Source organism: Acetobacterium wieringae, from assembly GCF_023700225.1.
Classification (GTDB): Bacteria; Bacillota; Clostridia; order Eubacteriales; family Eubacteriaceae; genus Acetobacterium; species Acetobacterium wieringae.
Genome location: NZ_CP097897.1, coordinates 3,450,875 through 3,464,261, shown reverse-complemented (window position 1 = coordinate 3,464,261; position 13,387 = coordinate 3,450,875). Strand labels below are relative to the sequence as shown.

General features: G+C 45.4%; 12 protein-coding genes. 10 read left to right on the top strand and 2 right to left on the bottom strand.

Going from position 1 to position 13,387, the window contains the following annotated elements; all coding sequences use genetic code 11:
• Positions 1 to 55: 55 nt before the first annotated feature.
• The gene (locus tag CHL1_RS16970) at positions 56 to 403 is read right to left on the bottom strand and encodes a winged helix-turn-helix transcriptional regulator (protein ID WP_250934139.1); all 348 of its coding nucleotides are present in this window, start codon (positions 401 to 403) and stop codon (positions 56 to 58) included.
• Positions 404 to 585: 182 nt separating this feature from the next.
• Between CHL1_RS16970 and CHL1_RS16965 the strand changes: the two genes are divergently transcribed.
• On the top strand, positions 586 to 1,077 hold the full coding sequence (locus tag CHL1_RS16965) for a nitroreductase family protein (RefSeq protein ID WP_250934138.1): 492 nt from the start codon (positions 586 to 588) through the stop codon (positions 1,075 to 1,077).
• Between the two features lie 132 nt (positions 1,078 to 1,209).
• On the opposite strand, the gene CHL1_RS16960 is transcribed toward CHL1_RS16965, so the two are convergent.
• A complete protein-coding gene (locus tag CHL1_RS16960) occupies positions 1,210 to 1,803 on the bottom strand; it encodes an LOG family protein (protein ID WP_228878613.1) in 594 nt (197 codons plus the stop codon).
• A gap of 335 nt (positions 1,804 to 2,138) precedes the next feature.
• Here CHL1_RS16960 and CHL1_RS16955 point away from each other — a divergent pair, with 335 nt between their 5' ends.
• The 9 genes from CHL1_RS16955 to CHL1_RS16915 all read left to right on the top strand — a co-directional run bounded on the left by CHL1_RS16955 (position 2,139) and on the right by CHL1_RS16915 (position 13,333).
• Positions 2,139 to 3,434 carry an MFS transporter gene (locus CHL1_RS16955; RefSeq protein ID WP_250934137.1) on the top strand — a complete coding sequence of 432 codons (1,296 nt, stop codon included), beginning with the start codon at positions 2,139 to 2,141 and terminating at the stop codon, positions 3,432 to 3,434.
• Positions 3,435 to 3,464: 30 nt separating this feature from the next.
• The gene (locus CHL1_RS16950; protein ID WP_250934136.1) at positions 3,465 to 4,277 is read left to right on the top strand and encodes a glycerophosphodiester phosphodiesterase family protein; all 813 of its coding nucleotides are present in this window, start codon (positions 3,465 to 3,467) and stop codon (positions 4,275 to 4,277) included.
• 209 nt (positions 4,278 to 4,486) lie between these two features.
• A complete protein-coding gene (locus tag CHL1_RS16945) occupies positions 4,487 to 5,302 on the top strand; it encodes a glycerophosphodiester phosphodiesterase family protein (RefSeq protein ID WP_250934135.1) in 816 nt (271 codons plus the stop codon).
• Positions 5,303 to 5,405: 103 nt separating this feature from the next.
• The gene (locus CHL1_RS16940; protein WP_148638540.1) at positions 5,406 to 6,308 is read left to right on the top strand and encodes a helix-turn-helix transcriptional regulator; all 903 of its coding nucleotides are present in this window, start codon (positions 5,406 to 5,408) and stop codon (positions 6,306 to 6,308) included.
• A gap of 72 nt (positions 6,309 to 6,380) precedes the next feature.
• Positions 6,381 to 6,848, top strand: coding sequence for a VOC family protein (locus CHL1_RS16935; protein WP_148638539.1), 468 nt, complete (start codon positions 6,381 to 6,383; stop codon positions 6,846 to 6,848).
• Between the two features lie 146 nt (positions 6,849 to 6,994).
• A complete protein-coding gene (locus CHL1_RS16930) occupies positions 6,995 to 7,588 on the top strand; it encodes a GNAT family N-acetyltransferase (protein WP_070370809.1) in 594 nt (197 codons plus the stop codon).
• Positions 7,589 to 7,716: 128 nt separating this feature from the next.
• Positions 7,717 to 11,304 (top strand): B12-binding domain-containing radical SAM protein, encoded by a 3,588-nt coding sequence (locus CHL1_RS16925; protein ID WP_250934134.1) that lies wholly within the window; start codon positions 7,717 to 7,719, stop codon positions 11,302 to 11,304.
• A gap of 15 nt (positions 11,305 to 11,319) precedes the next feature.
• Entirely contained in the window at positions 11,320 to 13,032 is a 1,713-nt protein-coding gene (locus CHL1_RS16920; protein ID WP_250934133.1) for a B12-binding domain-containing radical SAM protein, read from the top strand.
• A gap of 28 nt (positions 13,033 to 13,060) precedes the next feature.
• Complete coding sequence (locus CHL1_RS16915) at positions 13,061 to 13,333, top strand: Nif11-like leader peptide family natural product precursor (RefSeq protein ID WP_070370812.1); 273 nt, start codon at positions 13,061 to 13,063, stop codon at positions 13,331 to 13,333.
• Positions 13,334 to 13,387 lie beyond the last annotated feature (54 nt).

The following is a 13,387-nucleotide window of genomic DNA, read 5'->3' as shown; positions in this document are numbered from 1 at the left end:
TCGATATAAAACACAAAGTATTGGCAAAGCAGTCCACTAAAATGGATTCGTTTGACTATTGATTGACAGCTGTTTCATCAGGGGCCTCTTCGGCCATATAATCCTTGCCCCATTCGCACATGGCATCGAGAATCGGATAAAGGCTCTGGCCGAAACTGGTCAGGGCATATTCAGTTTTGGGTGGCACCACCGGATAGACCGTGCGGGTGATCAGACCGTCCCGCTCCAGCTCACGCAGCTGTTGGGTGAGCATTTTTGGAGTGGCCTGGTGAACGATTTTTTGCAGTTCATTAAAGCGCAGGGTCTGATCAACCAGATTCCAGAGAATTTTTGTTTTATATTTTCCACCGATCAGGCTAATGGTAGCATCAATGGGGCAGCAGAAATATTTTTTTTCGGTCATGGTTTCTCCTTTGGTGGCTTCTTGAATACTTACTATCTTTTTGGGTAGTAAGTGACAAAAAAGTGCATTCTTGTTTTTATGAAAATGATTGGTAAAATGATAGCATGAATCAAGAATAGAAGCAAGAAATAGCCAAAACAGCATGGGTAAACACCTGGCTAAGAAATAATAGGAGGAAGAAAATGAACGTAATCTTTAACAGAACCAGTGTGAGAAAGTATGAAGACAAGGCAGTCGAAGCAGAAAAAATTGACCAGATTCTAAGAGCTGCGATGGTCGCTCCATCGGCCGCCAACCAACGCCCCTGGGAATTCTTTGTCGTTAAGAATAAAGAAACCCTGGCCGCTCTGGCAGACTGTAGCCCCTACGGCGGATGCATTAAGGATGCTGCTGTGGCGATTGTGCCGGTATATCGAAAAGAGATGATGATGCCAGAATTTGCCGACATCGATATGGCTGCCTGTACTGAAAATATTCTGCTGGAAGTCACTGAACTTGGTTTGGGGGCGGTTTGGATTGGTATTGCGCCGCTGGCTGACCGGATGGAAAATGTTCGTAACGTTTTAACTATTCCAGATCATCTTGAGCCTTATGCCATCATTCCGATCGGTTACCCGGCAGCAGAAGCAAAGCAGCAGGATCGTTTTGAGGCAGCCCGGGTTCACTTTGAGTAAGTCTAAATTCATTAACTTAGAATGATAACGTCAAAAGCCGCAATTAGCCAGAAAAGGTTAATTGCGGCTTCTTAAAATCTGTGCAAAATTGGCAGCGGCAAGAATAAACATCAAAGAATGTTTATTGTGTCATCAATTTACGGCAGCGGCTTCCAGTTGTTGCCATTTATTTCCCAAAACCGGTGGGGTATAGTGAATCATCTGATTGACCAGCTCACCGGGATCGGAAGAAACCAGTACCAGTTTGGTATTGGACGGGTTCATAAAGCCTTCGTTAACGATGGTTGTCATCATAGTGATGAAGGGGTCGAAAAAGTTGGAAATATTGAGAACGCCAATCGGTTTTTTATGAATTCCCAGTTGAGCCCAACTATAGGTTTCGAATAACTCTTCGAAGGTACCGATGCCGCCGGGAATGGCAATAAAACCATCGGACAAGTCAGCCATGGTTTGTTTGCGTTCATGCATGTTTTTGACTTCGATAAATTGAGTCAGCCGTTCATTAATCACTTCGTTGGGAAAAAGTCCTCCGGGCATAACGCCGGTAACCCGACCATTGTTGTCCAGCATATAGTTGGCAATTTCCCCCATTAAGCCAGTTTTTGATCCGCCATAGACCAATTCAATATTATTTTTGACGAGCACCAGGCCCAGGGCTTTTGTCATTTCTTTGTATTCGGGACGAACCCCCAGATTGGAGCCGGAATAAACACATATTCTTTTCATTGCTGTATCCTCCCAGGATCTTATAAAAATTTAATGGATGCATCAGAAGTGATGCATCCAAAAGCATAAGTCATATTAAGAACCTATATTATACCAATTAGGGATTCATTTGACAAGCAGGCCATGATGGGTTAGGGCTTTATTTAAGAAAACAGGAATACTGTTTCTGGTATGGGAAATGCAAAAAAATGGCAAGCATCAATTTTTGGAGATGGGAAGATTAGTAGGAAATAATACTGGCAAATTATGAAGATTTATTAAAGATTGGTTAAGTGCGTTGATAAATGATGCGGCGGATGCTATACTTTTTTCATGATAGAAAAAGGAGCGTGTTGATGAAGCTGGATTACCGCCTCACTGTATTAGTTGGTCTGGGGTTTATGACCATCAGTGCTTTTTGGAGCCTGTATGATTTTGTGATTCCGATGATTATGTTAAAAGCCTTCGAATTTAAGGACACAATGGCCGGGGTGATTATGTCGTTTGACAATGTGCTGGCCTTATTTATGCTACCGTTGTTTGGAATGCTTTCTGACAATACCAACACTAAAATGGGGCGACGGATGCCCTATATTTTAGGAGGTACGGCCATGGCCGTAGTATCCATGCTTCTGATCCCCTATGCCGTGATGGCCAATAAGCTGATTTTGTTTATTGTGGCGTTGGGGTTAGTGTTACTCTCAATGTCTTTTTACCGCTCGCCCGCGGTAGCCCTGATGCCGGATGTTACCCCGAAACCACTGCGTTCCAAGGGAAATGCGGTGATTAATCTGATGGGGGCAGTTGGGGGGATTCTGGTGTTGGGAATGGTGGCGCTACTGGCCCCGGACAAGGACAACATTAACTACTGGCCCCTTTTTCTTGGCACAGCTGCGGTGATGGTGGTGGGTGTTATTATTCTCAAACTGACGGTTAACGAGCCGGCCGCAGTGATAAAAATGCGGCATGACAGTGCAAATATGGGGATTGATGTTGAAGAGGCAGAGCATGATGAAACTCTGGTAACCCATGAAAAGCTACCGAAAGCGTATCGAAGGAGTCTGATTTTTATCCTCTTATCGGTAGCTCTGTGGTTTATGGGTTATAATGCGGTGACCTCGGCATTTTCAAAATATGCCATGGTTTCTTTGGGAATGAAGGAATCCCAAACAGCTTTAATTTTGATGGTAGCCAGTATTGCGGCAATTATTTCTTTTATTCCTGTAGGGATTATTTCCTCAAAGGTAGGTCGTAAAAAAATCATCCTGATGGGAGTGGCGGTACTGGTAACCGTCTTTGCCACGGCAGCTTTTTATACCGCCTTTAACCCGATGTTATTTGTTTCCTTTGCCTTAGCTGGAATCGCCTGGGCGGCCATCAATGTCAATTCCCTGCCAATGGTGCTGGAAATGTCCAAAGGCGCTAATGTTGGCCGTTACACGGGTTATTATTATACAGCATCGATGGCTGCCCAGGTTGTGACCCCGATCGCCTCAGGCGCCCTCTTAGAACATCTTGGTTATCACACCCTGATGCCCTATGGCGCTTTGTTTGTGGGTCTGGCATTTTTAACGATGATGCAGGTTAAGCATGGGGATTCCAAACCGATTATAGGGGCATCCAAGCTGGAAGCGTTTGATGTGGCCGATTAAGGTGATAATCTGGTTGAGATGGAGAATTCGATGATTATTTATCTAATGTTGGCGCTGGTTGTATTGAGCCTTCTTTATCTTTTTATGATTTCGCCAGCTAAATTGCCAAATCATTCAAATTTACTTCTTTGGAAGAGTCATTATGCCCATCGCGGTCTGCACGAAAAAAGTAGGACAGTTCCAGAAAATTCCATTCTGGCTTTTACCAGAGCGGTTGAAGCGGGATATGGCATGGAACTGGACGTTAACCTTACCGCCGATGGAAAAGTGGTGGTATTTCACGATGATAGTTTGCTTCGGGTTTGTGGTGTTGACAAATTGATCACCGAATGCGTATCAACAGAGCTTTCGGAGTATCATATTGAAAACACAGAACAAACCATTCCGCTATTAAAAGATGTGCTACAGCTTGTAGCGGGTCAGGTTCCACTGATTATTGAACTGAAGAATACGAAAGAGTGGCGGAAACTCTGTGTTAAAACCGCAGCGCTACTGGATGGCTATGGCGGTGTATATTGCATTGAGTCCTTTCATCCTGGGATCGTTGGCTGGTTTTATAAAAACAGACCCGAGGTAATCAGAGGCCAGCTATCAGCTGGCTATCGCAATCTTGGTGGTACACCGCTATGGCAGCGTCTATTGATTGCCTCAGTGGTGACAAATGTAGTCGCCCGGCCTCATTTTATCGCCTATAAGCACGAAGATGCGCATCATCGACTCAGCTTGTGGCTGTTTCGGCAATTTGGGGGAAAACTGGTTGGCTGGACGGTGCGGGATAATGATGATCAGGTATGGTGTATGGATTTTTTTGATGTAATTATTTTTGAGTTCTTCAGGCCTTAACTGCGCACCATTCGATTTAACACAAAATAGTCACAATACTAATCTAGTTTTAATGATTGCTTGAGAGAATAAAGGGGTAAATAAAGAAATACGAACATAAAAATACTTTGGCGATTACCAAAGTATTGATTTAATGGTTTGGTGTTGCGATTTAAATTTGAGAGAAAGGAACTGATTGGAATTAGCTTAACAGAAGTGGGTGAGGGAACATGACACTGTATATTTTGGCAATTATAGCCATCTTTATTATTTATATTTTGCTGTTGCTTCCGGGCAGAATGCCAAAGGAGGTTGATGATCGTCTTTGGACCAGTTATTATGCCCATCGGGGATTGCACGAGAAGGATAAATCGATTCCGGAAAATTCCATGGCGGCCTTTAAGAAAGCAGTGGCGGCTGGTTATGGCATCGAGATGGATTTAAATTTAACCGCTGATGGCAAGATTATCGTCTTCCATGACGACAACCTGTTGCGTCTGTGTGGGGTCGATAAACTCATAACTGACTGCACTTATGAGGAATTGTTGGTTTATAATCTCGAAAACACGGAGGAAAAAATTCCCTTGTTTGAAGAGGTGCTGAGCATGGTTGATGGACAGGTTCCATTGATTGTCGAACTGAAAAATACCAAGAACCTCAACGAGTTGTGCTCAAAAACTGCCGCGTATCTGGATCAGTATGAGGGCTTATATTGTGTCGAATCCTTTCAACCGCTAATTGTTCGGTGGTTTTATAAAAATCGGCCCGATGTGGTCAGAGGTCAGCTATCGGTGGGGCGCAAAAGTCTCAAGGGATTGGATGTCAAATTGTGGCAATGGTTGTTAATCATTTCATTTGCTACCAATTTTATATGCCGTCCTCATTTTATGGCTTTCCATCATGGCGACGCCCGGCGCAAACTGGGGCTTAGCCTGTTCCATCTGCTGACTGGCAGATTGGTCGGATGGACAGTCCAGGATACCGATGACATTGAGTATTGCAAGAAAAAATTTGATGCAATCATTTTTGAATATTTTGAGCCATGAGTTTTAGTAAAGGTCTGTGCATCTCAAGAAGAGCTGCGGGGCCTTTTTTCAGGTTAATGCAGAAGAAAGAGGAGATTTTAAAAGAATCGCAGAGGATTTGCAAATGAAAATAGACCGACTCATTGGAATATTATCCATCCTGCTACAACAGCAACAGGTAACTGCCCCCTACCTGGCTGAAATATTTGAGGTCTCCCGTCGAACCATTAACCGGGATATTGAAGACATCTGCAAGGCCGGAATTCCGCTGACAACGACTCAGGGAGCGAATGGCGGTATTGCCATTATGGAAGGTTATAAGATCGATAAAACGCTGCTGTCATCAGCAGAACTACAGTCGATTCTGACCGGACTGAAAAGTCTGGACAGTGTGGCCGGAACCAATCAGTATCGGCAATTAATTGATAAACTGGCAGTGGATCGGGGAGCGGCCCGGCCGTCTAACCACATTGTCATTGATCTGTCCTCGCACTACAAAAATTCGTTGGCACCAAAATTTGAAATGATCAAACAAGCCATTGACCAGCGGCGGATGATTGCTTTTTATTACTACTCACCCAAAGGCGAAAGTGGCCGACAGATAGAACCATACTTGATTGTTTATCAATGGTCGTCCTGGTACATCTGGGGCTATTGTCGGGAGCGGTCCGATTATCGTCACTTTAAGCTTAACCGGCTCTGGGATTTGCAGGTGCTGGACGAAACCTATGAACCCCGGGATCTGCCGGAATATAACAGCCAGGAGCAATTGGCCATGCCCAGTCAGATTCAATTGGTGGCAGACTTTGACCCCGCAATGAAATGGCGGCTCATAGACGAATATGGGATAAATTGCTATCAGATAACCACAACGGGCAAACTTCGTTTCGAATTCTGTTTTTCCAGCCGGGAGAATCTTTTTAGTTGGCTGCTGAGTTTTGGTGATGGGGTCGAATTAATTGAACCGGAAGCGCTGAGAAATGAATTTTTGATGATCACAAAAAAAATCTGTAAAAAATACCAATGATTGTTTCAAACATGACAGACAGGTGTCGTGATTGTGGAGCTATAATGATTAAAAAACGAGGAGGAAGTAGTTATGAAATTTGAAGCACCGATGCTGGTAGTGAATGATATTAATCATTCCCGGGCTTTTTATTGTGATGTTTTTGGTTTGGAAGTGGTGATGGATTTTGGTGAGAATATTACTTTTAATGCCGGGTTTTCGCTTCAGGATAAGGCCCTTTGGGCAAAATTTATCCATCGGGACGAAAAAGAGATTGTCTATCGGGGTAACGATATGGAACTTTATTTTGAGGAAGAGAATCTGGATGAGTTTTTAGCACATCTAAAAAATTTTCCGGAGATTGAATATTTGCACGATGTGGAGGAAGCGGCTTGGGGTCAGCGGTCCATTCGCTTCTATGATCCGGATTATCATATTATTGAAGTGGGTGAAAGCATGGCCATGGTGTGTCGGCGTTTTTATGACCAGGGGATGACCGAGGCGGAAATTGTCGAGCGAACCATGATGCCGGAGGAAGTGGTTAAGAGTTTTATAAAATAAAGTTGAAAACAAAATTCGGTTGAATAAAAATGTAGATTTTAAAAGTAGAGAAGCCCTTCATACACAAAATTTGAAGGGCTTCTTTTACGTTAGTTTTAATAATGATATAATAAATCAGTTAATATTGAGAAAAGAAGGTTATAAATATGAACACAGACATCACTATCCGTTGGGCAGAGCTAGACGATGCGCAAGCATTATTAAATATTTATGCGCCCTATGTCCGGGAAACGGCCATCACTTTTGAATATACCGTGCCGACGCTTTTAGAATTTAAGCAGCGCATGCAAAAAACCATGATGAAATATCCCTATCTGGTGGCCGTTCGGGGAGCTGAAATCCTCGGCTATGCCTATGCTTCCGAGTTTAAAAACCGGGCGGCCTACGACTGGGCGGTGGAAACCACCATCTATGTTAAACAGCACAGCCGTCAAAGTGGGGTGGGTAAAAAGCTCTATCAGGCGCTTGAGGCAGTTTTAAAAAAGCAGAACATCACGAATCTCTATGCTTGCATTGCCTATCCCAATCCCGGCAGTATCGGTTTTCATGAACACCTGGGCTATCAAACCATTGGTCATTTTTCTAAATGTGGCTACAAGCTGGAAACCTGGTATGACATGATCTGGATGGAAAAAATGATTGCGGCCCATGGCATTAAGCCAGAACCGTTTATCAGGATCGGTGATTTAACAAAAAATGAGAAGTGGAAGCCAGAAATTATAAAAAACAGCAAAAGCTAAAAAGTGCAGTGGTTTTAACAAAAAAGCAATAGACAAAACCGTAAAAAAAGAATACACTGTGAATAAAAAAATTACGAAAATGCGGATACAATACAAATAAAGTGAATAAATTGAACTGGAGGCACATAGTGAAAACGATCAACTTGAAACTGATGCTGATTCATCGCGGAACCCGAACCCATTCGATTACCCAAATTGAGCCGATTGGTCATATGTCGCTGGCGGAAATGATGGCCAGTAAAGGGATTGAGGTGGCGGTTTTTTCAGGGGAGCTGTTAAAAGGGCTGGAGTTTCTGGCAGCAACCGGCTCCGATAGTAATACTGTGGTCGGTTTATACTGTGACTATGAGAATCAGTCAGCGGTTGAAAGTTTTTCCCGGGAAATTAAAAGGCGTTATAGCGCTACTGTACTGGTGGGCGGCCCCCAGACCGTTGGTTTAGGGGAGGATTTTTTGCGGGCCAGTCAGGCTGACGCAATCATGCGGGGAGAAGGGGAATATTCGCTTTTTGAGGCCATCCATGCCCTGCAAAATGAAGCAATCGAAAACTGGGAGCGTATTCCGGGACTCTGTTCACTCCGAAGTGATGGCAGTTATTATGATAATGGCATTTATCCAGCCATTGAAAATCTTGATGAACTGCCAATTATTACCGGGACAATTAAATCGGCCCAACATCAGGGCATCAATCATATGGCAGTCATGTCAGGACGAGGGTGTCCTTTCCACTGTTCTTTTTGTTATGAGGGCGGAAACAGCAAAAATGTAAGACGCCGCAGTGTCGCAAATGTGATGCAGGAAATCCGCTGTCGGCTGAAACAAAACCCCAACGTGAAGTACATCTTTTTCGGTGATGATACCTTCACGCTCGATAAGGAACGGGTGCGAAGCTTTTGCGAACAATTAAAAGAACTGCGGAAAGAGTATGATTTTGTCTGGTTTGCCGATGCTCATGTCAACATCGTCATTAAATACCCGGAAATTGTCAAAATGATGGTCGATGCCGGGCTGGTACGGATGCAGATCGGCATTGAAAGCTGTAATCAGCATATTATTGATATCTATAATAAAAAGATCAAACGGGAAGGCCTCTTTGAGGTCATTGAAATCTGTCAAGCTGCCGGACTGCCCCAGCTGGTCGGCAACATTATCATTGGCGGCGCTCTGGAAACCCGGGAAAGTCTGGACTATACCTTTGATACCGTCAATCAAATGATTAAAGCCGGTCGCGGGATGGTGGAGGTGGTCAGCACTTTCTATATGCCATTCCCGGAAACGGCGATGTCCAAAAATCCCCAAGCTTTTGGTATTTATGTCAAGGATGAAGGGGCTCTGACCTCAGTGGGGGATTTTCCGGTGATTGAAACCGCCACCCTGAGCATTGAAGAAATCTGTGCCGCCCGGAATGAATTTTTCGAAATGAACACCCGGCTGATGCGCAAGATGCTCAGTGACGGTGAAATTCCCGATGAAGTGATTCTAAAAAGCTATGCCCTCAGTGAAAAATATGGCCTCAGCGGCATGTGGCAGGGACTGGCTTACTCCCGCTACCCCTATTTTGATGCCCAGTACAAGGCCCGGATCCGGGGTGACAAGCTGACCAAAGACTATGACGAGGAGACGGTGTTTGCGACTCATCCCCAGCGGATTGCGCTACTGTCGCTAACCCCCGAGCTGGCGGCCGAGATTCCGGTATTAAATGGCTTTGTCTATTCCCCCTTTGAATTTGAAGTATTAAAATACAGTTCTGGCAAAGTGTCCATGCTGGAGATGGCCGAAATACTTTTCCCAGCCTATCAGCACAGTTTTGAAAACTTTGAAGCTTTTAAAGAGCATTTGTTGCAGACGATTAAAAAACTGGAGCAGGTCGGTATGTGCGTTTTATCGGGGGCACTGACCGCCCAGACAACCGATCAGCAGTGGCAGGTTCGGGAAACAACCGGGGAGAACATTGTGAAAAATAAGTTCATACTTTTTAAATTATCAACAATTGGGATGGAAATTGCTGGCTTCAGCCGAAATGGTGCCTTTCTGGGCATTTATGGCCTGGCCAGCTATCTTGATGCCAATGGCTATGATGCCATTGTCTGTGAATGCCGACCCGATCAGACCATCGATTACCTGAAACGCTACCCCTTTCATGAAATTTGTGGAATCGGCTTTTCGGTGGATTTTGAAAACAAGAACGTGGTTAAAAAAGTCAGTGCGGCCATTACCGAGACCTATCGGATTCCGGTGCTGATAGGCGGACCGGAAGCAATTTCTCTGGATGAAGACTATCTGCGCCAGTCACAAGCCACCGCCATTGTCAGGGGTGAAGGCGAGTTGGCGATGGTGGCGGTGTTGGAGGCGATAAAAGCCCAGCAAAGTCTTGATAAGATTCCCGGTATCTTTTATCTAAACGAGAGTGGCCAGGCAATTGATATGGGTGAAGGCCCGGTGGTGGAAAATCTTGATGAACTGCCCTTTCCGGCCTATGACAAAAGCATCACCCCGATTGACTTTTCCAGTCTCTATCTGATGAGTAGCCGGGGCTGCCCCTACCACTGTGTTTTCTGCCATGAAGGGGCCTTAAAACGGCCGATGCGACAGCGTAGTGTCGACAACGTCATAGCCGAAATGAAATATTTTCTGCAAAAATACCCGGAGCTGAGTTATTTTAAATTCTGTGATGATACCCTGGTCACTAATCCCCAATGGCTGGATGCGTTTTGCCGGGAAGCCAAAGCCTTGCAGGCAATCCGGCCCTTCCAGTTCTATTGTGAGGCTGATGTCGTGTCTTTAAGCCGCCCGGAAGTATTAAAGGCGATGGTGGACGCCGGTCTTAACCGGCTGCAAATCGGTATTGAAACGGTGGATAAAGAGATGCTCAAAGTTTACCGCAAAAATATTTCCCCGGAAATGGTCGAAACCGTTGTGAAGGCGGCCTATGATGCCGGGGTGCAACAGGTCTTTGGGGCGCTGCTGGTGGGTGGGCCCTTTGAAAACCGGGAACATATTGAAAAAAATAAGGCTTTTGGAGCCAAGCTGTTGCGATTGGGCCCGGGGATGATGGAAATTGCCCCCAGTATCGTAATGCCTTATCCGATGACGGATATCGGCCTACACCCTGAAAAATACGGCCTGACAATTTATGACCGGCAGGGGCTGAGCAGCATTTCTGATTACCCGATGATGGACAGTGAAACCATGGATCGCCGGGAGATCATGGGGGCCTATCAGGAATATCTTCAGAGTTTTGTCGATGAAGTCAAAATCATGCTGAATGATGGGGAGCTCACACATGAAGATATTTTAAGATGCTACCAAACAGCGCTGGCGGTAAATGGCCCTAAATATTGGATTAATATTATATCGCATCATAAACCGACCTTAACGGCCTACTACACCATGCTGGCCCGGGAGGCTGCCAGTCGGATCGTCGATGTGGATCGCCAGGAACTGCCGCACTGGCGGCCCCAGCGGTTAATTGAGATGTGGCGGGATGTTGATTTCTCCCAGGGCTATCCGCTGTTGTGGGGGGAGGCACTATCACCCTTTGAATATGAAATCATGAAATACGCAACCGGCAAAAGCACCATTGCCACCATGACCGAGCTGCTTTATGAGCGTTTTGGTAAACCATTTGGTGAAGGGCAGGATGAATTAATGGAACGGATCATTGAAACCCTGAAAGTTTTTGATAAAAAATATTGGCTTCTTGTTGTTCCGTTCTAGAAAAAGGGTAATAAAATGAAGATACTCCTTTGTAATGTGTCAAAGAAATATGAAACCCGGGTTCATGATTATCTGGGGCTCTTTTATCTGGCCGGAGCGCTGGAAGCGGCGGGTTTTGAACCCCTGGTTTTTCATGGAAAACCGGAAGAGCTGCTCGAGCAAGTCAAACAGAACCAGCCGGACGCCGTGGGCTTTTCCTGTGATTTTGATAATGTTTCGCTGATTGCTGATTTGTCGCGAAAGATTAAAAACGGCTGGGAGATCCCCGTTATCGTCGGCGGCCCTCAGAGTATCGCACTGGATGGGCAATTTCTTAAAGAAAGCCAGGCCGATTATATTCTAAGCGGTGAGTGTGAAGTGTCACTGCCGCTGCTCTTAAAGGCGGTGTTAAACGATGAGGGCAATTTAAATGCGATTAACGGACTGGGGATGATCAGGGACGGGGTTTTTACGGTCACCCCGCCGGAAATTATCAAAGATCTGGATGCCCTCCCATTGCCAGCCTACCACGCTTCCCTGCATATTGACCACGCCTATGGCAAACTGATCTTTACCGGTCGGGGCTGTCCCTACCAATGCGCCTATTGCGCCCCCAGCCCCGGCAAACAGCAGGTGCGGTTGCGCAGCATCCCGCTGGTTCTGGAAGAAATTAAACTCAACTTAGAAAACAATCCGGAACTTAAATACATTATTATTATGGATGACGCCTTTACTCTCAGTCGGGAACGGATTGAAGAATTCTGCCGGGGGATGAGGGAAATCCGCAAAGACCGCGACCTGGTCTGGTATTGCGAATGCCATGTCGGCCGAATCAAAAACTGGATGGACATTCTGCCAACGATGATCGATGCCGGATTGGTTCGGCTGCAGATTGGGATTGAGTCGGGCGATCAGCAGGTTATTGATGCCTACAACAAGCACGTCAAGATTGATGACATCGTTGAATTTGTCACCTACGCCGCTGCTTGTGGGCTGACCCAGATTGCCACTAATTTTATTGTCGGCGGGCCAGCGGAAAGCCCGGGGGCAACCGCAACCCTGATAAAAACCCTGATCGATCGGGCTCCGGGTATTATTGATATCATCACTGGCTTTTTAAGAGCCTATCCGGGTACCGAAATCATGGATAATCCGGAGAAGTTTAATTTAGTACTGCATGATCAGTCGGGCCGCTTGTCCGGCGATGATTATCCCTTTGTCACCCCAGTAGGATGCAGCCAGGATCAGATCATGAACATGCGTCAGGAACTCAACAAGGTGATCCGCCAAAGTATGCAGAATAAAATCAAAAATCATGCGTTAAAAAATGAGGTGGTGCAAAAGCAATTTAACGCCGCCCTGAAATATGGCATCCGCAGCCGCTGGTTTGAGGAAATTGCCGCTAATCCCAGAGCCTATGAATACTATTATGTGCTGTATCTTAATGAAGGTCAGGCCTTTGAAAGATCGATGGATTTTTCCAGCGATTATCCCCAACGCACCTTTGAATTATGGCGCACGATGACCTTTACCGAAGGCTTTCCCAAACTGGATGGGATGGCGCTATCACCGCTGGAGTATGAGCTGCTGCTGCGTTGTGCCGGGAAAAGAAGTCTGGCCGAGATCGAAGTCGAATTATATGAACATTTCGGTGGCCCGTATCACGATCCGGCTGAATTCCATGGAAAATTAGTTGATCTGCTGGATCAATTTGATTTTAAATATTGGCTGACACATTTTGTGATTTAGCCAAAATCTTTTAAAAAGGAGGAAGAAAATGAGTATTGATGGTGCAAAAGCATTGGCTGCAAAAGTATTAACCGATGAGGCTTTGGCAAAACAACTTGATGGTGCTAAAACTGAAGCAGAATTTGATGCAGTGGTTGCAAAATTGGGTTACAGCTGTACCGCAGCTGAATTTGATGCTGCTTTTAAAGAAGCACAGACAAAACAACCAATCAGCGATGATCAACTGGATCAGGCTGCTGGTGGCTTAAGTATTGTTGGCGTAGACTACGCATTCACAGCAACACAAACCGCTCGAGCTTAGTAAAAAGAAGGGGTTCTGCCCCTTCGAAGTGTTGACTTTATGCTTACAGTCAGC